Source organism: Undibacterium umbellatum (genome assembly GCF_014284125.1).
In the GTDB taxonomy this organism is placed as follows: Bacteria; Pseudomonadota; Gammaproteobacteria; order Burkholderiales; family Burkholderiaceae_D; genus Undibacterium; species Undibacterium umbellatum.
In genome coordinates this window covers 1-24,093 of sequence record NZ_JACOFX010000010.1, presented here as the reverse complement: position 1 = coordinate 24,093, position 24,093 = coordinate 1, and the positions used below count along the sequence as shown (strand labels likewise).

Genomic DNA, 24,093 nt, shown 5'->3' with positions numbered 1-24,093 from the left:
AAACTTAGCTAAGCAGGGCGTCAACAAATTCCTGGGCATTAAATGGTTGTAAATCTTCAATCTGTTCGCCTATGCCGATGAAGTAGACAGGCACAGGGCGGTTCTTGGCAATCGCTGCCAGCACACCGCCTTTAGCCGTGCCATCCAGCTTGGTGATGACCAGGCCAGTCAATTGCAGGGCATCATCAAAGGCCTTGACCTGTGTCAGCGCATTCTGACCAGTGTTGCCGTCGATAATGAGCAAGACTTCTTGTGGTGCACCATCCATGCCCTTGCCAATGACGCGCTTGATTTTCTTGAGTTCTTCCATCAAATGCAGCTGGGTAGGCAGGCGACCGGCAGTATCCACCATCACCACATCGGTGCCACGGGCACGGGCCGACGCGACTGCATCAAAAGCCACAGCGGCAGGGTCACCTGATTCTTGTGAAATGACCGTGACATTATTACGCTCACCCCAGATCGTCAATTGCTCACGCGCTGCTGCACGGAAAGTATCACCAGCTGCCAGCAAAACAGACTGCTGGTGGGTCTGCATATGTTTGGCCAGCTTGCCTATGGTCGTTGTTTTGCCGGCACCATTCACGCCTGTGATCATCATGACCAAAGGTTGATAACGACCCAGTTCCAGTGGTTTTTGCAAAGGCGTCAGCAGTTCCAGTAGCAAGACTTTCAATGCAGCCTTGACTTGCTCGGCATCCGTCAGCTTGTCTTCCTTGACCTTTTTCTTTAGACCATCCAGCAGGAATTGGGTAGCTTCCACACCGGCATCCGAGGTCAGCAGGGCAGCTTCCAGCTCTTCATACAGATCATCATCAATGCGGGCGCCGATGAAGAGGGTGGTAAGATTCGAGGAAGTTTTGGCGAGCCCGGCTTTCAGGCGGCTTAACCAAGAGCGTTTTTGCTCAGGTTCCGCCGCCTTGGGAGCGACAACTTCCGCCACGGGAGCCGCAGCGACAGTGGCTGCTATAGTGGCAGGCGCGACAGGTGCAGGGCTGGCTGGCTCCGTAATAACGGATGCCGGCTCAGCCACAACAACTGGCGCCTCTTCTTTGGGCTTTTTTTTGAAAAAACTAAACATCGGGATATATTTCGGAGTGCGGGCGGCAAAAAATGCCAGCCCTGATATTAGAATGCTGCCATTTTAACAGACAGCGCAATGTAAACAGATTTAGCCGTAGCAAGCATGCAATGAAAACAAATAGTAAAAAAAAGCCAGTAAAAACGACAGTCGTAAAACGTCAAAGCCATCAAGTCCGCATCATAGGCGGAGTCTGGAAGCGCAGCCTCCTCAGCGTGGTCGATGCAGAGGGTTTGCGCCCTACGCCAGACCGTGTCAGGGAAACCCTGTTCAACTGGCTCAACCATTTGCTTCACAGCAACTGGACTGGCGTGCATTGCCTGGACCTGTTCGCCGGTAGTGGTGCCCTGGGTTTTGAAGCAGCCAGTCGTGGCGCGGCGCAAGTCATCATGGTGGAGGCGCATACCCCGGCTTACAAGCAACTGGAGCAAGTAAAGGACAAATTGCAAGCCAGCCAGTGCAAGCTGCTCAGGGCAGATGCACTCAAGGCACTTGAAAGTTTGGCTGCCCAGCCACAAAAAATGGACGTGATCTTCCTAGACCCACCGTTTGAACAGGACTGGCTGGACCGCATTTTGCCAGCCTGCGCGCAATTGCTCAGCCCAAAAGGCTGTATCTACGTAGAATCCGAGTTTTCTTTGGCTGAATCAGCAAGTGATGAAGCTGCAAATGAAAAAATAGCTAAATTATTAAGCGGATGGCAGCTTATCCGCGCCGATAAAGCTGGTAGTGTCTTTTTCCACATACTGCAACGCAACATTTTACCGCATGAGGCGCACGAAAATCAGGCATAATGCCTGCTCAACTTGGTGCATATCCTTATGCAGATTGCGAAAAAAGGGAGTGAAGATGGTCACAGCCGTTTATCCGGGAACATTTGATCCGCTAACACGCGGTCATGAAGATCTGGTGCGTCGCGCATCCGGTCTTTTTGATACTTTGGTGGTGGGTGTGGCGGATAGCAAAAGCAAGAATCCATTTTTTTCCCTGGATGAGCGACTGGAAATTGCCAATGAAGTGCTGGGACATTATCCGAATGTCAAAGTAGAAAGTTTTTCGGGACTGCTGAAAGACTTTGTGCGCAAAAATGACGCGCGCGTCATCGTGCGCGGTTTGCGTGCGGTGTCTGATTTTGAATATGAATTCCAGATGGCAGGTATGAACCGTTATTTGTTGCCAGATGTAGAAACCCTGTTCCTGACCCCTTCTGATCAATATCAATTTATTTCAGGCACTATCGTGCGTGAGATCGCCATGTTTGGCGGTGATGTGTCAAAATTTGTGTTCCCGTCGGTAGACCGCTGGTTGAAGAAGAAAGTTGCTTTGCTGGCTGAGAACAAGTCTTAAAGTAAATATAATAGTACTTACGCAAAAACGCCCTCAGCTGCGTCGCAGCTCCTAACCGTACTAAAGTACTGTCTTTGGCGCTGCGCCTTGCTGGGACAATTTGCGTAAGCCCTATATAAGTAGGTGCTGCTGATGTAGTGACTGAGCAGCACATGAAAGCGACAACATGGCCCTGATGATTACAGACGATTGCATCAATTGTGATGTCTGCGAACCCGAATGCCCCAATGATGCGATTTACATGGGGCCGGAAATTTATGAGATAGACCCGCATAAATGCACCGAGTGCGTGGGCCATTACAAGGAACCGCAATGCCAGCAGGTTTGCCCTGTCAGCTGCATTCCTTTCAATCCTGAATGGCGCGAAACGCCAGAACAGTTGAACGCCAAATACGAGCAATTGCAGGCAGACAAAAAGCCTGCGCAACAATAAGACCAGTCTAAAAACAGCGTACCTGGTTGCGTCCGCCGTTCTTGGCCTGGTACAAGGCCCGGTCGGCGCGCAACACCAGATCGCGGGCGATACTGCTGGCGTCTTCGCAATTGCTGTTCTCATCTATGGTCGTGAGGCCGATTGATATTGTCGCCTGGCAAGTGCCAGACTCACTCAAGATGAATTCATGGCTGGCGATACTTTTGCGTATGCGTTCCGCCACCTGTATTGCATCATGCAAATTGGTGTTGACCAGCACCACCACAAATTCCTCACCACCAAAACGGCCCAGGGTATCGCTGAGACGCAGTTCATCCTTGATGCGTTTTGCTACTTCCTTCAACACATCGTCACCACCCTGATGCCCGTAGCGGTCATTGATTTGCTTGAAGAAATCGATGTCCAGATACATACAGGCAATGCTGTATCTCTGCCTGCGCGCGCGGGCAATTTCTTCCAGCATGCGCTGCTCTACGTAGCGCCGGTTGCTGACATTCGTCAAGGGATCAGTCAGGCCTATATAAGTCAGGCGCTCATTGTTAATGACGTTTTCCAGACAGATTGCAATGATGGAGCCCAGACGCTCAATAAAATCAGTCGCCATGTTGGGCTGGAAACGGTCGGCCTTGAAACTGCCCAGATTCAGACAACCTATCAGGCGGCCTTGCCTGCGCATAGGGATGATGGCGATACTGGCAGGCTTCTTGTTGAAACTGCTGAAATAAGAGGCATATGCCAGGCTTTGATAGAGACCCAGTTGCGGCTTGCGCAAGGCAGTTTCTGGTTGGCTGAGTTCGACTTCATGCCGCAAGAAAATCAGATGTGGAAATTCACTCAAATCTATCTTCAGGTCAGCCAGCATTTGTTGCAAGTCGCCCAGTTTGTCAAACAGCACCAGCGACACTACATCCAGTTCAGAAGTGACGGCCAGGGCGCTGAAAATATTCGTGATCAGTTCACGAAAGCTATTCGCACCAATAATCTTCAAATCGAAACTCTGGTGGCGCGCCATGATGTTTTGATTGCGGTGCGCCAGTTCCAGCAAGCTATCGAGTCTGGCCCGCAAAGCTTGGTTTTCGATTTGCAATTCCAGCAACGCAGACTGAGCCTGGTCTGGCTCTTCATCTATAGGTGCTGGCATCATGCTTTCCATTGCTGTTGGTATCTGTCTGTATTTTTTGCGTTAAAAGGCAATATTCATATCCATGACATCACCGACACGTAATAACTGTCCCACACCTTGTTCGACGATGACATTCATGCCAAAAGTGATGCCGCCATCGACCAGTGGATTGGCACGATAAGTCTGCAAAATATCCATCGGGTCTGGGCCAAATTCACCGGTACTCTGGTCTATCGACGGCATGGGGCAGCGCGGACAAGGTTTTACCGGGCGTAACTTTATCTTGCTGCCCACTTCAAAATTTGCGGCATAGTCTTCTTCAAAAGCCTCTATGCCAGCCAGCACGATATTCGGGCGGAAGCGGTTCATGGGCAGGCCACTGCGTCCCTGCTTTTCCAGGCGCTGATTGAGATCATCAAGCGAGGCAGTAGCCGTCAGTAAAATCGGGTAGCCATCAGAAAAACGTGTGGCCACCAGTCTGTCGCCTGTCCATTTCTGATTTGCAAAACGTTGGGTTTGTGCTGTACTGCGTACCAGACGGCAGGGAGTGTCCAGTGCCTTGCTGAACCAGTCAGCCATTGCTTGCCCGCAATCCAGGGCGCTGAAACTTTCTTCCCAGATGGTAACGCTGGCTGTGCTGGTATCTTCTTGCGGGTTCAGGGACAATACAGGCATGTTGGGGGCATGGATGTACAGGCCATCGCTGCGGAGTTCGGGGCGTATCAAGGCCATCCGTGGGAATTCTCTTTGCGTCAGGAACAGGCCCTGATGGTCTACCAGCATCCACTCCCTGTCATGTACGCCTTCAAAGCTGAGGCCGGTTTCATTCAGGGTAGCCGCTTCCAGTGCGATACCGGCACAGGATTTGATGGGATAGAGAGTGATAGAAAGTATGCTGGGCATGGTGCAAAATAAGTGAGCAAATTCAGTATCAGCTATTTTAATGGCTATCATGCATTCACGCTGAGCTTTCAGGCATTGCCCTGGAATTCACGTCGATAAGCTGATGGTGATATGCCAAATTCCCGGGCGAAGTAACGCCGCAGTAATAAACCCGTACCAAAACCAGTATCCGCAGCAATATCATCAATGCCACGCTTGCTGGTTTCCAGTTGCCGTTGCGCCAGTGCCAGTCGCTGGTTCAAGAGCCATTTACCTACCGTTGTGCCAGTTTGTTGCTGGAAGTGGCGGGTAAAACTGCGCCTGCTCATCAGGGCTCTTTGCGCCAGGTGATCCAGTTGCTGAGGCTCCGCCAGGTGCGCCAGCATCCATTCAAGCACTTTGACCAGGCGCTCATCAGTGGCCAGCACAGCCAGAGGTTGCTCAATATACTGCGCCTGCCCACCCTGTCTGTGTGGTGCCACTACTAGGCGCCTGGCCACATGGGCCGCGACATCAGCGCCATAGCCGGTGCGCAAGACATGCAAGCAACAATCGATGCCAGCAGCCGTACCCGCCGAAGTAATCACATCACCATGATCGACATACAAGACATTCGGGTCCAGGCTGATTTGCGGATAACGTTCAGAGAATGCTTTCGCCAAAGCCCAGTGCGTCGTGGCACTGCGGCCATCCAGCAAGCCAGCCTCAGCCAGCACAAAAGCGCCCAGGCACAATCCTATTAACCTGGCTCCCCGCTGGTGGGCCTGACGCAGGGCTTTCAGCAAGGCAGGTGGGGCAGGGCGCAAGTCATCATGCCAGGAAGGCACGACCACCATGTCGGCCCTGGCAAGCGTAGTCAGACCATGCCGTACCAGTATGCCAAAGCCAGCATTGGTGCGCACCTCTTTGTGAATTTTTCCGGTTTGATCCAGACAAACCTTGAGATCAAATTCCGGCATCGCCAGCCCGCCATGATGCTCACCAAACACCATGCAAGGCACGGACAAATGAAAGGGGCTGATGCCGTCAAAGGCCAGCACCGCAATATTGACTATCTTTTCAGGTATGGATATCTGCATGGCCTGATTGTATCGAATATTGGCAATCGGGTCACTTATATTCCTGTACCAGATGGCCCATCATACAGTCCATGAACAGAGCAAAAGCTAATTCAAACTGTTGATTCGATCATCCACACAAAAGGAAACTGCCATGAGCAACACGACCACCAACACTGTCAAACGCGCCCTCATCGTTATCGATGTACAAAATGAATACTTCATCGGCAATATGCTGATTGAATATCCTGACCCAAAAGTATCCCTGCACAATATCGGGCGCGCCATGGATGCCGCAAAAGCTGCTGGCATCCCTGTTCTGGTGGTGCAGCATTCGGCATCAGAAAGCTCGCCGATTTTTGCGCGCGGTTCCAAATCCTGGGAATTACATGATGTGGTCGCCAGCCGCCATGCTGATCACAGTATAGAAAAAAACATGGCCAGCGTATTCACAGGCACTGATGCAGCTGCCTGGTTGCAAAAAAATGAAATCAATACCCTCAGCATCGTTGGTTATATGACGCATAACTGCAATGCCAGCACCATCTACGAAGCTGCGCATAATGGCTATCAAGTCGAAACCCTGAGCGATGCCACAGGTTCGCTGCCATATGCCAACGCGGCAGGCTATGTCAGTGCAGAAGAAATCCATCGTGCCTACAGCGTAGTATTTCATTCCAATTTCGCGGCTGTCGCTTCTACCGACAACTGGTTGGCTGCGGTAAGAGATGGTGTGGCACTGCCAGTCAGCAATGTGCTGGAATCGCATCTGGCAGGACGCCAGCGCAAGGTTGTCTGAGTCAATAGCTCAAACCGAGTCAGAATGCAGGGCGATGCAATTGCGCCCTGCATTTTTGGCGCGGTAGAGTGCCTGGTCGGCAGCGTCAATCAGCGCAGCCAGCTCTGTCCCCACGCTCGATGAATCTGCCACGCCTGCACTGAGCGTGCATTGCAAGCTGTCGCCTTTCCAGTCTACGCGCAGATCTGCATATAGCAGGCGCACGCGCTCAGCCAGCAGGGCTGCGCCCTGCTCATTGGTGCCGGTGAGTAAAATACAAAATTCTTCACCACCGTAGCGGGCCAGGTAATCCTCACTGCGGATGATAGTTTGTAACAAAGCAGCAAGGCGGCGCAGCACTTCATCACCAGCCTGGTGACCGTACATGTCATTGACACGTTTAAAGAAATCCACATCAATCATGATGATGGACATGGCATCGCCTGTGCGGGTCGCGCGTGCCAGTAAACGCCGCGATTCATCTTCAAAGCTGCGCCGGTTCAGCGCGCCAGTCAGGCTGTCATGCGTGGCTTGTTCACGCAAATCACTAACCAGGCGAAAAGTGATCAGCAGCACCAGCGCCAGTGAGATGGATAATTGTGACAAACCACCGAGCACCAGGAGCACCGGATTGACATTGCCTTGCGCAAACAGAGAAATCTCTTCAGCCGGTTTCAGCAAGATATTCAAAGCCCTGAGCAAACTCATCAAGGCAATAAATGAGAAGGATGCTGCAGCCAGGTTGTAGGCAGTTTTCAGTGGTTGCGTGGCTTTGACGATCAGGCTCAGTGCGCAGGCAGCAAATATGGCGCTGACCAGCAGGGAATTGGTGGCGACCACCATGCGGATATTGTCATGCACCATGCCCAGCCACAGACTTTGCAGCATCATTTGCCCGCCTACCCACACCGGGACCCAGTAATGGCAGCGTTTCCCCTTAAAAGCTTCAATCCCGTTAAAGAGAAGACCAAAGCCACAACCCGCGATGAAAGGCACACTGGCAATAATCCACAGAGGCCATTCGGGGGACATCTGGGTGCTGGTAAAAATACCTATGCCCATACAGCAATGCCCCAGCGCCCACTGACGCGCACCCCTGACATTGTCCGCATGAAAACTGATGAGCGCCATCATGCCAGCACCCAGCAGATTTATACCGCTCCATATCAGCATGATGGTGCGGACATCAAGATTCATGACTGACTCGCTCGAATGACAGGGGGGAAATACTGATAAGCCAAATGCTCTCCGCAAGGTGGGTGAGTGTTGCTGGATGGAATGTTGGGCTGCAAGGCATTATATCGCAGGCAAATGCCCTGGGCAGTTAGCATGGAATCCGCCACTGAGTAATGTCGGTATTTTCACCACATATGCCAAAGGTGAAATTAACTGGCAGACTCAGGCAGGGAAGATAGGAACCGCAAAGCAAAAGAGCCGCTCAATTTGCGGCTCTTTGTTGAAACTGACCAGTACTTAGACGTTAAACAAGAAATTCAACACATCGCCATCCTTAACCACATATTCCTTGCCTTCGGCGCGCATCTTGCCTGCTTCCTTGGCACCGGATTCACCTTTGAAATTGATGTAGTCATCAAATGCGATGGTCTGGGCGCGGATGAAGCCGCGTTCGAAGTCGGTGTGGATCACGCCTGCTGCTTGCGGTGCTGTATCACCTACATGGATAGTCCAGGCGCGTACTTCTTTGACGCCTGCGGTGAAGTAGGTTTGCAGGCCCAGTAGTTTGAAACCGGCGCGTATCAGGCGGTCCAGGCCAGGCTCCTGCATGCCCATGTCGGCCAGGAACTCGGCTTTGTCAGCATCGTCGAGGTCAGCGATTTCAGATTCTATCGAGGCGCAGATCGCGACGATAGGTGCATTCTGGGATGCTGCATACGAGGTCAGTTGGTCCAGCAAGGGGTTGTTGGTGAAGCCGCTGTCTGAGACGTTGGCAACATACATGGCTGGCTTGGCAGTGATCAGGCACAGCGGCTTGATCAGCAGCATTTCTTCAGCGTCCAGGCCCAGTGCACGCACAGGTTTGGCATCATTCAACGCAGGCATGATGCGTTCCAGCACGGCGACCAGCTTGGCTGCGTCTTTGTCGCCAGAACGGGCTTTCTTGTTTTCGCGATGGATGGCTTTTTCTACTGTGCCCATGTCGGCCAGTGCCAGTTCTGTCTGGATGACTTCGATATCATCCAGCGGGCTGACTTTGCCAGCCACGTGGATCACATTGTCATCTTCAAAGCAACGCACGACGTTGACGATGGCGTCAGTTTCGCGAATGTGAGCGAGGAACTGGTTGCCCAGACCCTCACCTTTGGAGGCACCGGCAACCAGACCGGCGATATCAACAAATTCAACGATGGCGTTCTGGATACGCTCAGGCTTGACGATGTCAGACAATTGCTTCAGTCGTGGATCAGGCACTTCAACCACGCCCACATTCGGCTCTATCGTGCAGAAAGGATAATTTTCTGCCGGGATGCCCGCTTTGGTCAGCGCATTGAACAGAGTGGATTTGCCGACGTTAGGCAGGCCGACGATGCCGCATTTGAGACTCATGATGTTTTGCCAGTTGGATTTGATTAACCCGCTATTTTACCGGAAAGCCTGCCCTCCAGACCGTTTCTGGTCTGAATTGCAGTAAATCTTGCCGATAAATACAGCAGACAATGACAAAATAATGCCCATTAACTGGTTAATTTGATATTGTCATCTTGCGTTTATGGCACTTTCCCGGTTTGTCTGGTTCAGGCAGTGGCATTGCTCAAGCCTCCAGCTTGCTTGATCCTGCCCTTGCTGAGTTTATGCAGCAAGCCTGTCAACATGATCCCGGCGACAGTGAGTCCCAGCACCAGCCCTATCCAGAAACCACGCGCTTCCATGGCTTGCTCTGGATGCCACGGCATCCATGAGGGAGCCAGGCCCAATAAGCAACCTATCGGCAAGGCAAAGCCATAAAAGGCCATCAGGTGTATCAGCATTGGCGTACGTGTGACTTTGTAGCCGCGTATGGCACAGGATGCGGTTACCTGGGCCGCATCAGATAACTGGAAGATCGCCGCATACAACAGCAACTCAGACGCCATGGCCTGCACAGCCGGGTCGGAGGTATAGGCCGCTGCCACCAGGTCACGAAAGATCATGATGCCCAGCGCTGATATCACCGCAAAGCTGGTGGACAGCGCATAGCCCGTCCAGGAAATAAAGCGCGCTCGCTCTGCATCGCCTTCGCCCAGGGTTTGCCCTACGCGTGTGGTCAGGGCGATGCCCAGGCTCAGGGGCACCATGAACACCAGTGAGGAAAAATTCAAGGCGATCTGGTTTGCTGCTACCGGTATTACGCCAAAGCGTGCAATCAGCAATCCAACTGCACCAAAGGCTGAGACTTCAGCAAAATAAGTGACGCCTATCGGTAAGCCAAGACGCAGGGTGGAGCGGATTTCGGCCCAGTTCGGTCCTTCATATTGATGGAAGGGGAAAGTTTCGCGATAGGCCTCAGCACGACGTATCCAGAATATCATTGCACCCAGCATCAGCCACAATCCGGAGCCTGTTGCCAGCGCGCAGCCGGTTGATCCCAGTTTGGGAAAGCCCAGGTGGCCATAAATGAATAACCAGTTCATCACGATATTGAACAGCAAGCCACCCAGTGCGATCATCATGACGGGCTTGGTCTGGTTCAGGCTGGTGGTGTAACCATACAGGGCGCGATACATGGCAAAGGCGGGCATGCCCAGGCTGATGACATGCACGAACTCTGAAGCCTTGGCATTGATGGCGGGGTCAAGTTGCAGGTAATTGAAGATCAGGGTGGAGATATTCAATAGCAGGCAGCCTATCAAACCCACGCCCAGGCCCAGCCACAAGGACTGGCGCACCATATGCGGCACACGTTGATGATTTTCTGCACCAACTTCATGGGCTATCATGGTATTGACTGCCATCATGATGCCCATCACGCTGACCAGGATGATCACCCAGACATTCGCGCCCAGTGATACAGAGGCAAGGTCGTCGGCACTCAGGTGGCCGGTCATGGCGACGTCGGCCACACTCATGCCTACTGTGGCAAGCTGACCAATTAAGACAGGCCAGGCAATGGTCCAGAGAATGGCGGCTTCAGTGCGGATACGGGTTTTCATGCAGGGCAAACAAAGAGGGAGTGGACCAGCATCTTACCGTAGAAAGTAAATTTCCTGCTATCACCAAAATTTGGTTTTTATTTATCGCTTCAACCATAGCTCGTTGAACGACACAAAACCAAACGGCGTCATCCTCACACCTGCCACATGCGGGGCTATGCTGACTTGCTGGTTTTCATGCGAAATGGGAATCAGCCAGCCTTCTTGCACCAGGCGTTTTCCTATGCGCGCATAAGCCAGCATGCGGCGCTTGCTATCTGCCAGTTCCTTGATTTTCATTAAGTCTGTATCCAGGGCTTTCAGTGCACTTGCAGGCATCCAGCGGCGGAATACGCTGTCGGCCACGAACCATTCATAACAACCAAAATCCTGGTCATCATGCATGACTTCACGGGTGACGACGAGGTCGGCATCTTTCATCCATTCGCGTGCCAGCAGTTGGTCATAGGGCAGGCTGGTCCATTGGACGGTGATGCCACCTGCTTCCAGTCTTTGCTTGACCGCTTGCGCCAGGCTCAACATTTCCGTTGTCTGGCCACTGACCATGCGTAATTTGCTGCCAGCCTTAAAGCTGCAGCATTTCGGTTTTTTTGCGACGCGGTGTTTCCAGATCGCCAGCAAGCCAGAGGCCGGTTTCCTGCTGCGCTCTTGCGGATCAAAAAGGGTCTCCGGTGCCAGCCAGTCGGCCAATGCCAGTCTTTGTTCTGCAGTTTTAAAAAAAATGCGCGAAGAATTACAGATGATGTAAGTGCAGCCAGATTCTGCACCCGCAATAGTTTGTTTTTTCGAGCAATCCTGGTTGGCATAACCAAACTGCAAATCAAAGCCTGAAGGGCCGGATGGTGGCGGCAACATCCACAAATCTATCTCATCAAGTAAAGGGCGTTCTCGGTAATAATCCTTGAAGGCCTGCAAGGTCAGTTGATACGTATTGTTGCGTATCACGCGAAATGCACCGCTGCCAACCGGGAAGCGCTCAAAGTCTGCCGCACGCTGGCGCGGTACGATGGAAGAGTTGGCCGTAGCAAGGCAATTGGGCCATAATTGATCAGAATGCTCCAGATAAAAACTCACGCGCTGGCTAGGCCCGGTCTCTACATATTGCAAGTGGCGGTACAGTCGCTGGTAAATGGCAGATTCATCGCGCAGGCGCAAGAAGCTGGCTTTGACATCTTCTACACCAAGCTCAGTGCCATCATGAAAACTTAATCCGGGACGCAGCCAGAAATGCCAGACACTGCCATTCTTTTCGCTTTCCCAGTGATGGGCAATTGCCGGGCGCAAGGCATTTTGCTGATGGTCAAAAGTTGTCAGGCGAGAAAAAATCTGCCGCACAAGATGTGCTTCTAGGCGGCCATAGACCTTCAAGGGATCCAGGCTTTCTACGGTGCGAAACAGGGGCATACGCAAGCTGCGGCAGGCACTGTCCGGCATGCCCAGATAATCAGGCAGGCGGCTTGCCAGTTGCTGGCGCTGGTGATCATCCAGGCTGGCAAAGGCCTGTTCCAGATCGCCGCGCGCTAAAAATTGCGACAGGTGATCAAGCGCCAGGCTATCTGGGGTTTGCAAAAACTCCAGCTGCGAATGATTGCCGCGTCCGCGTCCTGCCTGCCAGTTCAACCAGCCATGTTGCTGCATTTTCGCCAACAGGTTGCGCATATTTCGTTCGCTGCAATGCATGGCGAGCGCCAGTGCAGGCAGGCCTGGCTGCTGCTCTTGATGCTGAAGGAAAGTATATAGTTTGCGGTAGTGATCAAGCAGTTTCATGGTGGAGAGTCTACTCGCCTATCAAATCGATAAAAGGGGAAAAATTTTTTTAAATTATATCCATTTTTCCTTTCTGCTTTTTTTACCATACTGTCAGACATCAGTACCTGCCTGCATTGAATGGACCAAAAAAAGGAAGATGATGTCCCGCTTTCCCGCACCCGTGATACGACTTTTATTCAGTTCTTTTGTTTTTGTCATGGGGCGCGCAGTTGCCCTGCCTTTCATGGCACTGTATCTGCATGAACATCTGGGTATCAACCAGCAAACCATAGGCTGGGTTCTCGGCGGCAGTATTTTCTTTTCTACCCTGTTCAGTTTGTATGCCGGTTACCTGGCAGACCGGCTCAGCAAAAATCTGCTGATGAAACTGGCGGGCGTCGTGGTTGCTGTCTGCACGGTGTCACTGACGATAGCACCGAATGCATGGACAGCTTTGCTGGCCCTGATGTGTATAGAATCTGCGTTGACCTTGCGCGGCATTTCGTTGAAGGCCACTCTGGCTGATCTGTTGCCGCCTGAGCAGAGGCCAAAAGCCTTCTCTCTCAACTATACATTGATCAATGTGGCATTTGCCCTTGGGCCGGTGTTGGGCGCATGGTTGTTTGCCATTAAGGTTTCTGGCCCATTATGGCTGGCTGCGGGTTTCTCGCTATTGGCATCGCAGGTGCTGGGCAGGCCCGCAGCGATAGTCAAGGCGGCGACATCAGAAATTAAATCCAGTCCCGCCGGTTTCATGGCAACCATGCGCGTGCTCAGAAGTGACAGCCGGCTGATCTTGTTTACCTTGGGCAGCGTGTTGACTTCTTTCGTGTTTGGCCGTTTTGTCTCTGGCTATTTATCGCAATACCTGATCGTCAGCCAGGGCACGCAAGCCACAGCGCAATTGCTGCCATTCATCCTCATCACCAATGCGGTGACCGTGGTGGTCTTGCAATATCCTGTTGGCAAACTCATGCAACAAAAATACCTGTTTCGCTGGGTGAGTCTGGGTGCCATGTTATATGCCGCAGGTCTGCTGGGCTTCATGCATGCCAGCAGCGCCGTGAGCTGGGTAGTGGCTACGCTGGTCTTCACTGTGGGGGAGGTCATCGTGATCCCCTGCGAATACATGTTCATCGACATGATTGCACCGGCTGACAAGCGCGGCAGTTACTATGGGGCGCAAAGCCTGGCCATGTTTGGTGCCGCACTGAACCCCGTTATCTGCGGTTACCTGTTGGTGCATTTTCATAGCGATGTCATGTTCTGGGTTTTGATCTCGGCAGCCTTGTTGGGGGTACTCTTGTATTTTGCAGGCACGCGCAGCAAGCCTGCAGAGGAGCATGTAAGTGAGGCGAGTGAGACTGAACCTGTGCCTGCAGTTTGCAAACCGCAGACTTGTCTTTCAGTGTTAGCTGCCAGCAAGCAGTTTGCTGGTAACCGCGTGAAGAATTTGTATCCCTTTTACTGACCTTATACTGGCCTCATCTTGCCTTGCAAAGCTTGCCCAGCGTGGGCAAGCTGTTTGACATTCTTGGGTCGTTTCCGTCCATCAGCATTGATTTTCAATCTTTCTTGACATTTTACTCTGCTCATCCTAAAGTGATATCACTTTGATTTCAAAGTGACATCTATCAGGAGAAAGTATGAGTACTACCTCAGTGTCGGCGACTGGCAAAAAATTAATACAAGAACGTTCACTTACGTCGCTGGACGGTTATTTCATGATTATTGTTGGCCTGCTGTTTGTAGCAGGCGGAGCCTATAGCTTTATCGATCTGGTAGGTTCAGGTCAGCCAAGCCTGCTAGCAGTGCTGGTGCGTCTGGCGATTGTTGCGCTGGGCATTTTTCTCCTGACGGGTTTGTACATGCTGCAACCGAACGAGGCCGCCTTGTTGTCCCTGTTTGGTCAATACAAGGGCACCGACCGCAGTGAAGGTTTGCGCTGGGTAAATCCCCTGTATGCCAAGCGCAAGCTCAGCCTGCGCGCGCGCACCCTCAATACAGCAGCACTGAAAGTCAATGACAAGCGCGGTAACCCTGTAGAAATTGGGGCTGCCATTGTCTGGCGTGTGCAGGACACGGCCCTGGCAATTTACAATGTCGATGATTTTGAACGTTTTGTGCACATCCAGGCAGAAGCCGCGATACGTCATCTGGCAACCCAGTATGCTTATGACGATGGTGAAGACCTGGGGGAAGGTGAGACTACCTTGCGGGCAGGCATGGATGTGGTCGCCTGTGCCATGCGTGATGAATTGCACAATCGCTTTACCGCTGCCGGTATTGATGTTGAAGACGCCAAGCTCACGCATCTGGCCTATGCCGCGGAAATTGCACAGGTCATGTTGCGTCGCCAGCAGGCAGAAGCCATCATCAGCGCCCGCAAGAAAATCGTGCATGGCGCAGTCAGCATGGTGGAAGCTGCCTTGCAAGGTTTGTCCGAACGCAAGATATGTGAGCTCGATGACGAAAGAAAAGCGGCCATGGTCAGCAATTTGCTGGTGGTGCTGTGTTCAGACAAGGAAACCCAGCCTGTCATCAATGCTGGCACTTTGTATAATTGATTGTGTAGTGAGACAAGAAAATGGAACATCCAGTCTATATAGAAAAGCAGTGGTTCAAGTTTTTGTGGATATTCATGCCGCTGGTGACTATCTTTTCCTTTGGAGCGCAGTTTTTTGGAGGTGTGCCACTGGCATCCTGGGTTGCACTCCTCATACTGACGGTGAATACTCTGGTCCTGGTCTTCCTTGGCAGCCTTACCATACGTATTGATGCTACCCATCTGTCCTGGAGTTTTGGATGGCTGGGCTGGCCTGCGTGGAAGTTCGCACTGACGGATATCCAGACTGGCGAAGTAGTAAGAACTCGTTTTATTGATGGATGGGGTATCAAGAGTTCTGCACAAGGCATGCTGTATAACGTGCATGGTTATGGAGCTATACGTCTCACGCTGCGCAATGGCCAAACTTTGCGTCTGGGCTCGCAAGAACCGCAGCGTTTGCTCAGTTACATCACTCCACGTTTGAATGCCAGATAATGGCCAGCCCAGGAAAAAAATCCTTCCCGTTGCGCATCGATCCTTTGCTATGGAACGAGATCGAACGCATGGCGGCACAAGAGCTGCGCAGTGCCAATGCCCAGGTAGAATACCTGCTCAGGCAGGCATTGAAGCAGCAAGGGCGGCATGTGCCACCGGCAAAGTCAGTTGCAGATGCCGAAATTAAGGACGACATTTTGCCAGACGGGCAAAGCTAAGGGAATTTGAAGCTGGCAGCAAGCCATTACAAAGCCAGCTATACTGGCCTTACTTATGAATTACCTTGCCCACATTTACCTGGCCCAGCATAGCGATAAAGCCATGCTGGGTGCCTTGCTCGGTGACTTTGTCAAACTGAAAGACACCGCACTCTACCATCCTGAAATCCAGGCCGATATCCACATGCACAGACTGGTGGATAGCTATACCGACAGCCACCCCATCGTGTTGCAGGCGAAGGCTTTATTCCAGGATCAGCATCGCCGTTATTCAGGTATCTTGCTGGATATTTTCTATGATCATGTCCTGAGTCAGCATTGGCCACAACATAGCACGGCTCATCGCCAGGAATTGATAGCGCGCTTTTATGCCGCCCTGCAAGAACAATCAAAAATAGTCTTGCCCGACAATCTGCAGGCCGCCTTGCCACGCATGCTCAGCCAGGACTGGCTGGGGTCTTATCATGAATTTGATGGCGTTAGAATTGCGGTAGAGCGCACTTCGCAAAGGCTGTCAAAGAATGGTGATTTGTTGCGCTCAGGTCTGGATGATTTGCAAAGTAACTATGTGGCTTTGTCAGAGGGATTTCAGGAATTTTTTCCAGAACTCATACACTACGTTGCTGAGCAACGCAGGCAAATGCCAGGCTAGCCAACTCAGAAATTTAGTGCCTGCACCAGATCAAGATTTGGTTTTTCAACAAACGCCGCAAAATCGTCACGCATGCGCCCGCTTTCGCTGATCGCCAGCTTCCAGTTCTGGATGCGAAAGTCATGATTCGTGCCGTAGTAAAAAAAGTCTTTACGGTCAGGCAGCTTGCCACGGCTTAGCGTCTTCAGAAAAGACGGCGACGGTGACACCATGACGACATTGTCCAGCCACTCACGATTGACACCCATGCCAGCCCTGCGCCAGGGCAGGGGCTTGTCCAGCCAGCCCGGTACGATGTGATCGGTAAAATGTGGGTACAGCACCAGGTCGCCATCCTTGCTGCCGGCCACGCGTGAATAGGGCAGGGCCAGGTGATAATCAATGATGCCGCCATCCCAGTAAGTGCCTGAGGGCGTATGCGGGATATGCGCGACTGGTTCCATGATCAATGGCAAGGTGCCAGATGCCAGCAAGGACCAGCCCAGGTTATCTGTTTTCAACGGGCAAAAGTGGGTATCAAAACCATCGAACTTGGCTTTCAGCCAGAACAGCGGGTCACGTGCATCGCCAACCACCACACGGTCCATATGTTTCGCCAGGCGCGAACGCGAAGCCAGGTTGGCAAATGTCGCAGCCACAAAACCAGCCTTGGCCTTGCTCACGGATTTTGGCGCGCTCAACAAGCCACGGCCACGCACAGCCAATAAATGCAGCCTGTGCAAAGGCTGGTTCACGATCTCTGCTTCATGCCCACCGATGAAATCATGCAAGAGATTCTGGATCTCCCGCGTGACATATAGAGCAGAAGGTTTTTCAGGGTAGCGCTGTTCACAATACAAATCACCCAGCCGCTGGAAGGCTGCAACCGGGTCGGCATGGCTGGCAGCCGCCATGCGCCAGGCACCGATAGAGGCACCGATCAGCGTGCGTTCACGCGGTGCTGTTGGCAACCATTCACCAAATATCCATTGATCCAGCGCCTGCAATATCAAACCCTTGGGGCCACCAGCCGCTGCCGGGATGATGGCCACATCCTGCGCACGCAAGCCATGCTCGCGCAGATGCGCATAGGCTTTGCGACCAGCATGGATTTGTATGGCTGAACTCATTTTGTTGTGTGGAGTTGCATCATCGCTTCAGGGAATTTACCTTCAACCAGCAAGGGTAACACGGCCAGGCTATTGGCGATGGCCTCGTCTATCGGCCCCTGTTCCTCCTTGCGTGGTCTGTGCAAGACAAAGTCGGCAACACCCTGGTTTAAATTCAGGCTACGCGGGTGGCCTATGCCTATACGCAAACGCCAGTAATCCTGGGTGCCCAGCGCAGCAGTAATATCCTTGAGACCATTATGCCCGCCAGATGAGCCACCCAGTTTGAGCTTGGCAATTCCAGGCATGATATCAAGTTCATCATGCACCACCAGCACCTGATCCGGCGTGATCTTGTAGAAGCGGCAGATCGCCCCGACTGATTGCCCGGAGCGGTTCATGAAAGTTTGTGGCTCCAGCAGCCACACCTCTTGGTTGGCTATACGGGTCTTGCCAACCAGAGCATTAAAATTCTTATCTCTTTGCAGGCTGGCTGGCAATTGGTCTACCAGCCAGAAGCCAGCATTGTGGCGGGTTTGTTCATATTCAGGGCCGGGGTTACCCAGGCCAACGATCAGGCGTATGGTCATTGCTAAGTGTATATCTTGATATTTTTGCAGAACCACTGTTCTGCGGATTGAAGGCTATTATAACCAAGCCGAAAGTGCTGTCATGAAAATCAACAATGTCCTATACAACGTAAATAAAAAAGCGCTACTCCCAAGAAGGAAATAGCGCTCCAATTATTTCAAAGGCTTATTTGGATTTCTTCAGCAACGGTGCGAGATACTTGCCCGTCACACTTTCAGGATTGGCTGCCACTTCTTCCGGTGTGCCAGTCGCAATTATCTTGCCGCCACCAGCGCCACCTTCTGGGCCAAGATCAATCAACCAGTCGGCAGTCTTGATCACATCCAGATTATGCTCGATGATGACCAGGGTGTTGCCCTGGTCACGCAGCCTGTGTATCACCTTCAACAACAGCGCGATATCATGGAAATGCAAGCCAGTGGTAGGTTCATCCAGGATGTACAGGGTGCGGCCAGTGTCGCGTTTGGATAATTCCAGCGACAGCTTGACGCGTTGCGCTTCACCACCCGACAGGGTAGTGGCACTTTGCCCCAGACGTATATAGCCCAGGCCCACGTCCAGCAGGGTTTGCAGTTTGCGCGCAATGATAGGGACGACCTTGAAGAATTCAAACGCATCTTCCACCGTCATGCCCAGCACTTCATTGATGTTCTTGCCCTTGTAATGCACTTCCAGGGTTTCGCGGTTATAACGCTTGCCGTGGCAGACATCGCATGGCACATAGACGTCGGGCAAAAAGTGCATCTCCACCTTGATCACGCCATCACCCTGGCAGGCTTCGCAACGACCACCTTTCACATTGAAAGAGAAACGGCCTGCGCTATAGCCACGTTCCTTGGCTGTAGGCACGGTGGCGAACAGGTCACGTATAGGCGTGAACAAGCCTGTATAAGTCGCCGGGTTGGAGCGTGGTGTGCGACCGATAGGTGCCTGGTCGACAGAAATGACTTTATCAAAATGCTCAAGCCCACTGACATGGTCAAACGTTGCCGGTTCGGTTTGTGAACCATACAAGTGGCGCGCAGCGACGTGGTACAGCGTGTCATTCACCAGCGTCGATTTGCCTGAACCGGATACACCCGTCACGCAAGTCAGCAAGCCTACTGGCAATTTCATCGACACTTTTTTCAGGTTGTTGCCACGCGCACCAGCAATCAATAATTGCCTGGCCGGGTCAAACTTGGTACGTGTTTTTGGGACTGCAATTTCCAGTGCGCCACTCAGGTATTGAGCCGTCAGTGAGCGCTTGTTGCTCATGATATCTTCCAGCGTACCCTGGGCAATAATTTCACCACCATGCACACCCGCACCTATCCCCATGTCGACCACAAAGTCGGCACAGCGTATCGCATCTTCATCATGCTCAACCACCAGCACGCTGTTGCCGATATCGCGCAAATGCTTGAGCGTATCGATCAGCCTGTCATTGTCGCGCTGGTGCAGGCCGATAGATGGTTCATCCAGTACATACATGACACCAGTCAGGCCAGAACCGATTTGCGATGCCAGGCGTATTCGCTGGGCTTCGCCACCAGACAGGGTGTCGGCACTGCGTTCCAGCGACAGATAATCCAGGCCGACATTGTTCAGGAAAGTCAGGCGTGCCGTGATTTCCTTGATGATGCGGTCCGCGATATCGCGCTTGGAACCTGTCAGTTTCAGGTGCTCAAAGAAATGCAGGGTTTCGCGCAGCGGCATGGCGCTGATATCGTAAATCGCCTTCTCTTGCTTGCCTGTGCCCACCTTGACATAACGCGCTTCTATGCGCAGGCGTGCGCCGTTGCAAGAAGGGCATTGCTTTTCATTGATGAACTTGGCCAGCTCTTCCTTGACGGCCATGGAATCAGTTTCGCGATAACGGCGTTGCAGGTTGGTGACCACGCCTTCAAAGCTGTGTTCCTTGATGACAGTACGGCCTTTTTCATTAATATAGGTAAACGGTATTTGCTGTTTGCCTGAACCATACAAAATGATTTGCTGTGCCGATTCCGGTAATTGTTCATAAGGCATATCAATATCAAATTCATAGAATGCCGCCAGGTTGGACAGCATCTGGAAGTAGAATTGATTACGCCTGTCCCAACCCTTGACGGCACCACTGGCCAGCGACAAGTTGGGGAAGGCGACAATGCGCTTGGGATCAAAAAATTCTATATGCCCTAGCCCATCACATTCTGGGCAGGCACCCATGGGGTTATTGAAAGAGAACAGGCGCGGTTCCAGCTCTTGCAATGAATAGCCACAAGTAGGGCAGGCAAATTTGTTCGAAAATAATTGCTCATGATTGCTATCCATGTCCACAACCAGAGCGCGGCCATTGGCCAGACGCAAGCAAGTCTCGAATGATTCTGCCAGACGCTGCTTGATGTCAGCCTTGACCTTGACGCGGTCTACCACCACGTCAATTGTATGCTTTTCAGTCTTCTTCAACTTCGGCAGATCATCGACTTCATAGATTTTTGCTTCATGCGTGCCGCTCTGCACGCGAAAGCGAATAAAGCCCTGGGCCTGCATCTGCTCAAACAAATCCATGTGCTCACCCTTGCGGTTGGCCACCACAGGCGCAAGTATCATCAGCTTGGTGTCGTCAGGCATGGCCAGCACGGCATCCACCATTTGCGATACCGATTGCGCTGCCAGTGGGTTTTCCGGGTGATCAGGGCAATACGGTGTTCCCACACGTGCATATAACAAACGCAGGTAATCATGAATCTCGGTGACCGTACCAACAGTGGAACGCGGATTGTGCGAGGTGGCTTTTTGTTCGATGGAGATGGCAGGTGACAGACCCTCGATCAAATCCACATCCGGCTTTTCCATCAACTGCAAAAACTGGCGCGCATAGGCCGACAGCGATTCTACATAGCGGCGCTGGCCTTCTGCATACAGGGTATCAAAAGCCAGTGAAGACTTGCCAGAACCAGACAACCCAGTGATGACCACCAGCTTATTGCGCGGCAAATCAATGCTGATATTTTTGAGGTTGTGGGTGCGTGCGCCACGTACGCGTATCAAATCACGCTTTTGTGCCAATTGAACATCACTGGCATCAAAGTCGATTTCTGCCGGTTTGGGCGCTTTTGCTGCTTTTGTGCGTGTGGTCATAATCTCTGTGCTGAATTTGGGCCGAATTGGGGGAAGTAGGCGTGCAACCTGATACTATAACGGGTTTTGAAAATTATCGCGGGCTCGTCTTTGCTTTGCGCAAACTAAACTGATCAGACGAGTTTTTTGAATATGACTATTGCAACATCTTCCGATGCATCCCCACTGAGTGAGCAAGAGCCTGCTGGCATGAGCCGCGAGGAGATTAGCTCCAGCGCGTCTCTTGCTTCCATCTTTGCCTTGCGCATGCTGGGTCTGTTCCTCATCCTGCCGGTATTCGCTATTCATGCCAAGACCCTGCCTGATGGTGATAATGCCATGCTGGTTGGCCTGGCCATGGGTATGTATGGCCTGAGCCAGGCGTTTGGGCAAATCCCGTTTGGGATAGCATCTGACAAGTTTGGGCGCAAGCGTATCATCGTCATTGGTCTGCTGCTGTTCGCTATCGGCGCTTTTGTTGCAGCTTCCGCAACCACGGTGGTGGGCGTCATCATTGGCCGCGGCATACAGGGCGCAGGCGCGATCTCTGCCGCCATCACCGCCCTGATTGCCGATACAACAAGAGAAGAGCACCGCACCAAGGCCATGGCCATGGTCGGCGGCTCCATCGGCCTGACTTTTGCGTTTTCACTAGTGGCAGCCCCCTTGCTGTATCAAAGCATAGGCATGAGTGGCATTTTCGCCATGACTGGCGTCTTGTCACTGCTGGGCATCGCCGTTGTCTTGTTCATCACGCCAGAAGCACCCGCCATACGCCACGCACCCGTGCCCCTGTCGGTGGTCTTGAAGAATACTGAACTCATGCGCCTCAATTACGGCGTGTTTGCCCTCCACCTGACACAGATGGCCATGTTCGTCGTCGTGCCAGCGGCGCTGGTGCAATATGCCGACCTGCCCGTGGCCGCGCACTGGAAAGTCTACCTGCCAGTCATGTTCGCCTCTTTCATCGCCATGTTGCCAGCGATTTTCATCGGTGAAAAATTTGGCAAGATGAAACAAGTCTTTGTTGCCGCCATCGCCCTCTTGCTGGTGGTAGAGCTTGGTTTGTGGCAATACTTGCAATCTCCAGCCATGCTGGTAGGCTTGCTGTTTGCATTTTTTATCGCCTTCAATATCCTGGAGGCATGCCAGCCATCCCTGGTATCGCGTATCGCCCCACCTGCCGCCAAAGGTGCAGCACTGGGTGTGTATAACACCTTGCAGGCCCTGGGCCTGTTCTGTGGCGGTTTGCTGGGCGGATGGATTAAACAGAATATGGCATCGAACTCGGTGTTCATCGTAAGTGCAGTGCTGACAGCGGTCTGGCTTATAATCGCTATCAATATGCCCAACATACCCAAGCGCAGCAAAACTGCGGCTACGGTCAAGGCATAAATTAATTTGTATCAGGAAAAATGAGGAGAATTACATGGCATCAGTGAACAAGGTCATTATCGTCGGCAACCTTGGGAGAGACCCGGAAACCCGTTACATGCCATCAGGCGATGCAATGACCAGCATCACCGTGGCAACCACCGATAGCTGGAAAGACAAGTCCAGCGGTGAAAAGAAAGAACAGACAGAATGGCACCGCATCACCTTTTTCGGCAAACTGGCAGAAATCGCCGGTCAATACCTGAAAAAAGGTTCGCAAGTCTACGTTGAAGGCAGCCTGCGCACCCGCAAGTACACCGACAAAGACGGCGTAGAAAAATACGCAACCGATATCAAAGCCGACAGCATGCAAATGCTGGGCAGCCGCCAGGGCATGGGCGGCGGCGCAGGGATGGATGATGGTGGAGGCTACGGTGGTGGCGGCGGTGGAGGTGCACCAGCACCACGTCCACAGGCAGCCCCATCACAACAACGCCAGGCCCCAGCCTCACGCCCGGCACCGAATTTCTCGGATATGGATGATGATATTCCGTTTTAAAATGCTTAAATTGGATTGATAAAACCCCTGACAAGTGAGTAGCTTGCAGGGGTTTTTTTGTGGGTTTTTTTTGTAAAGCTGGGGAGCGTATGGATTTTGACACTTATGAGCGGAAAGCGATCTTTAAGTATGCTGAATTTGCAGAAATGGCATCTAAGATTCTTACTGTTGGAATTGCGTCAGATCCAAGTCTGAGACTTCAGCAAGTGCAGGCTCGCGCAAAGAGCTCGAAATCTTTGAAGAAGAAATTGCTTGCGAAAAAAAATTTCGATACGCTGAATTTAGAAAACGAAATAAAAGATCTTGCTGGATGCCGAGCAATTTTTTATACGAATTCCGATGTAACGCGTTTTGTGCATTCTGGATTGATTCAAGATAATTTTGAAGTGCTTGAAGCAAGATTGCATTATCCGAAGAATGATGAAAGTAACGATGGGTCGCTGTATATATCGCAGCATTTTGTACTTAAGTTTAGACCTGAACGACTTGCTTTAATTGAGTATGCGCATTTTAGTAATATGCGGTTCGAACTGCAAATTCAAACTATCTTGAATCATGCGTGGTCCGAGATGGAGCATGACATTGGTTATAAGCAACCTACATTAGATGGTTTTGGAGAAGAATTTTTCAATAGCATCAACATGCGATTGAAGAAGATAATGCACACCTACTTGCTACCTGCAGGATATGAATTCCAAAAGGTTGCAAGCGATTTTGAACGTCTTGTCAGCGGAAAAAAATTATTTGATGAGAATGTTTGAGGTGTACTGTCAATAGCGGACACTCATGTTCTAAGCTGCCTGTGACTGCCGATTAAAATTTTCAGCAAACAAGGCTGGCGATATATTGCCAAGACGCGAGTGACGTCGCTGGCGGTTATAAAAG

The 24,093-nt window shown here is 51.9% G+C and carries 23 protein-coding genes; 12 read left to right on the top strand and 11 right to left on the bottom strand.

Annotated elements, in window-relative coordinates:
* Positions 1–4: 4 nt before the first annotated feature.
* A complete protein-coding gene (gene ftsY, locus H8L47_RS17660; protein WP_186954921.1) occupies positions 5–1,081 on the bottom strand; it encodes a signal recognition particle-docking protein FtsY in 1,077 nt (358 codons plus the stop codon).
* A 110-nt stretch (positions 1,082–1,191) separates the two neighbouring features.
* Between ftsY and rsmD the strand changes: the two genes are divergently transcribed.
* The 3 genes from rsmD to H8L47_RS17645 all read left to right on the top strand — a co-directional run bounded on the left by rsmD (position 1,192) and on the right by H8L47_RS17645 (position 2,861).
* Complete coding sequence (gene rsmD, locus H8L47_RS17655; protein ID WP_186954920.1) at positions 1,192–1,875, top strand: 16S rRNA (guanine(966)-N(2))-methyltransferase RsmD; 684 nt, start codon at positions 1,192–1,194, stop codon at positions 1,873–1,875.
* A gap of 55 nt (positions 1,876–1,930) precedes the next feature.
* Positions 1,931–2,428 carry a pantetheine-phosphate adenylyltransferase gene (gene coaD / locus H8L47_RS17650; protein WP_110256449.1) on the top strand — a complete coding sequence of 166 codons (498 nt, stop codon included), beginning with the start codon at positions 1,931–1,933 and terminating at the stop codon, positions 2,426–2,428.
* A 166-nt stretch (positions 2,429–2,594) separates the two neighbouring features.
* Positions 2,595–2,861 (top strand): YfhL family 4Fe-4S dicluster ferredoxin, encoded by a 267-nt coding sequence (locus H8L47_RS17645; RefSeq protein WP_186954919.1) that lies wholly within the window; start codon positions 2,595–2,597, stop codon positions 2,859–2,861.
* A gap of 7 nt (positions 2,862–2,868) precedes the next feature.
* On the opposite strand, the gene H8L47_RS17640 is transcribed toward H8L47_RS17645, so the two are convergent.
* From H8L47_RS17640 to H8L47_RS17630, 3 genes are read right to left on the bottom strand one after another with little or no spacing between them, the layout of a single operon-like run.
* On the bottom strand, positions 2,869–4,002 hold the full coding sequence (locus H8L47_RS17640) for a GGDEF domain-containing protein (protein WP_186954918.1): 1,134 nt from the start codon (positions 4,000–4,002) through the stop codon (positions 2,869–2,871).
* Between the two features lie 42 nt (positions 4,003–4,044).
* Complete coding sequence (locus tag H8L47_RS17635; protein WP_329605464.1) at positions 4,045–4,938, bottom strand: MOSC domain-containing protein; 894 nt, start codon at positions 4,936–4,938, stop codon at positions 4,045–4,047.
* A gap of 17 nt (positions 4,939–4,955) precedes the next feature.
* Positions 4,956–5,945, bottom strand: a complete 990-nt coding sequence (locus H8L47_RS17630; protein ID WP_186954916.1) for a GlxA family transcriptional regulator — start codon at positions 5,943–5,945, stop codon at positions 4,956–4,958.
* A 133-nt stretch (positions 5,946–6,078) separates the two neighbouring features.
* On the opposite strand from H8L47_RS17630, the gene H8L47_RS17625 reads away from it, so the two are divergent.
* Positions 6,079–6,723 (top strand): cysteine hydrolase family protein, encoded by a 645-nt coding sequence (locus tag H8L47_RS17625; protein ID WP_186954915.1) that lies wholly within the window; start codon positions 6,079–6,081, stop codon positions 6,721–6,723.
* 9 nt (positions 6,724–6,732) lie between these two features.
* Here H8L47_RS17625 and H8L47_RS17620 read toward each other — a convergent pair whose 3' ends face one another.
* The 4 genes from H8L47_RS17620 to H8L47_RS17605 form a co-directional block, all read right to left on the bottom strand.
* Positions 6,733–7,899 carry a GGDEF domain-containing protein gene (locus H8L47_RS17620; protein WP_186954914.1) on the bottom strand — a complete coding sequence of 389 codons (1,167 nt, stop codon included), beginning with the start codon at positions 7,897–7,899 and terminating at the stop codon, positions 6,733–6,735.
* A 276-nt stretch (positions 7,900–8,175) separates the two neighbouring features.
* Positions 8,176–9,267: a redox-regulated ATPase YchF gene (ychF, locus tag H8L47_RS17615; protein WP_186954913.1), complete on the bottom strand. Its 1,092-nt coding sequence runs from the start codon at positions 9,265–9,267 to the stop codon at positions 8,176–8,178.
* A 188-nt stretch (positions 9,268–9,455) separates the two neighbouring features.
* Positions 9,456–10,850 carry an MATE family efflux transporter gene (locus H8L47_RS17610; RefSeq protein ID WP_186954912.1) on the bottom strand — a complete coding sequence of 465 codons (1,395 nt, stop codon included), beginning with the start codon at positions 10,848–10,850 and terminating at the stop codon, positions 9,456–9,458.
* 81 nt (positions 10,851–10,931) lie between these two features.
* Entirely contained in the window at positions 10,932–12,617 is a 1,686-nt protein-coding gene (locus tag H8L47_RS17605; protein WP_186954911.1) for an SgrR family transcriptional regulator, read from the bottom strand.
* 142 nt (positions 12,618–12,759) lie between these two features.
* On the opposite strand from H8L47_RS17605, the gene H8L47_RS17600 reads away from it, so the two are divergent.
* The 5 genes from H8L47_RS17600 (at position 12,760) to H8L47_RS17580 (ending at position 16,512) form a co-directional block, all read left to right on the top strand.
* A complete protein-coding gene (locus tag H8L47_RS17600) occupies positions 12,760–14,070 on the top strand; it encodes an MFS transporter (RefSeq protein WP_186954910.1) in 1,311 nt (436 codons plus the stop codon).
* A gap of 175 nt (positions 14,071–14,245) precedes the next feature.
* Entirely contained in the window at positions 14,246–15,166 is a 921-nt protein-coding gene (locus H8L47_RS17595) for an SPFH domain-containing protein (RefSeq protein WP_230413807.1), read from the top strand.
* Positions 15,167–15,186: 20 nt separating this feature from the next.
* Positions 15,187–15,642: a hypothetical protein gene (locus H8L47_RS17590; RefSeq protein WP_186954909.1), complete on the top strand. Its 456-nt coding sequence runs from the start codon at positions 15,187–15,189 to the stop codon at positions 15,640–15,642.
* Positions 15,642–15,860 (top strand): hypothetical protein, encoded by a 219-nt coding sequence (locus tag H8L47_RS17585; RefSeq protein WP_186954908.1) that lies wholly within the window; start codon positions 15,642–15,644, stop codon positions 15,858–15,860. Before H8L47_RS17590 ends, H8L47_RS17585 begins: the two co-directional genes overlap by 1 nt.
* 55 nt (positions 15,861–15,915) lie before the next feature.
* A complete protein-coding gene (locus H8L47_RS17580; protein WP_186954907.1) occupies positions 15,916–16,512 on the top strand; it encodes an acyl carrier protein phosphodiesterase in 597 nt (198 codons plus the stop codon).
* 5 nt (positions 16,513–16,517) lie between these two features.
* Here the strand turns inward: H8L47_RS17580 and H8L47_RS17575 are convergent, their stop codons facing one another.
* The 3 genes from H8L47_RS17575 to uvrA form a co-directional block, all read right to left on the bottom strand.
* Positions 16,518–17,621 (bottom strand): patatin-like phospholipase family protein, encoded by a 1,104-nt coding sequence (locus H8L47_RS17575; RefSeq protein WP_186954906.1) that lies wholly within the window; start codon positions 17,619–17,621, stop codon positions 16,518–16,520.
* On the bottom strand, positions 17,618–18,190 hold the full coding sequence (gene pth, locus H8L47_RS17570) for an aminoacyl-tRNA hydrolase (protein WP_186954905.1): 573 nt from the start codon (positions 18,188–18,190) through the stop codon (positions 17,618–17,620). The genes H8L47_RS17575 and pth overlap by 4 nt, the downstream gene beginning before the upstream one ends.
* A gap of 166 nt (positions 18,191–18,356) precedes the next feature.
* Positions 18,357–21,296, bottom strand: a complete 2,940-nt coding sequence (gene uvrA / locus H8L47_RS17565) for an excinuclease ABC subunit UvrA (protein ID WP_186954904.1) — start codon at positions 21,294–21,296, stop codon at positions 18,357–18,359.
* Positions 21,297–21,485: 189 nt separating this feature from the next.
* On the opposite strand from uvrA, the gene H8L47_RS17560 reads away from it, so the two are divergent.
* The 3 genes from H8L47_RS17560 to H8L47_RS17550 all read left to right on the top strand — a co-directional run bounded on the left by H8L47_RS17560 (position 21,486) and on the right by H8L47_RS17550 (position 23,969).
* Complete coding sequence (locus H8L47_RS17560) at positions 21,486–22,670, top strand: MFS transporter (RefSeq protein WP_186955086.1); 1,185 nt, start codon at positions 21,486–21,488, stop codon at positions 22,668–22,670.
* A gap of 34 nt (positions 22,671–22,704) precedes the next feature.
* Positions 22,705–23,208: a single-stranded DNA-binding protein gene (gene ssb, locus H8L47_RS17555; protein ID WP_186954903.1), complete on the top strand. Its 504-nt coding sequence runs from the start codon at positions 22,705–22,707 to the stop codon at positions 23,206–23,208.
* Between the two features lie 89 nt (positions 23,209–23,297).
* Positions 23,298–23,969 carry a RelA/SpoT domain-containing protein gene (locus H8L47_RS17550; RefSeq protein ID WP_186954902.1) on the top strand — a complete coding sequence of 224 codons (672 nt, stop codon included), beginning with the start codon at positions 23,298–23,300 and terminating at the stop codon, positions 23,967–23,969.
* Positions 23,970–24,093 lie beyond the last annotated feature (124 nt).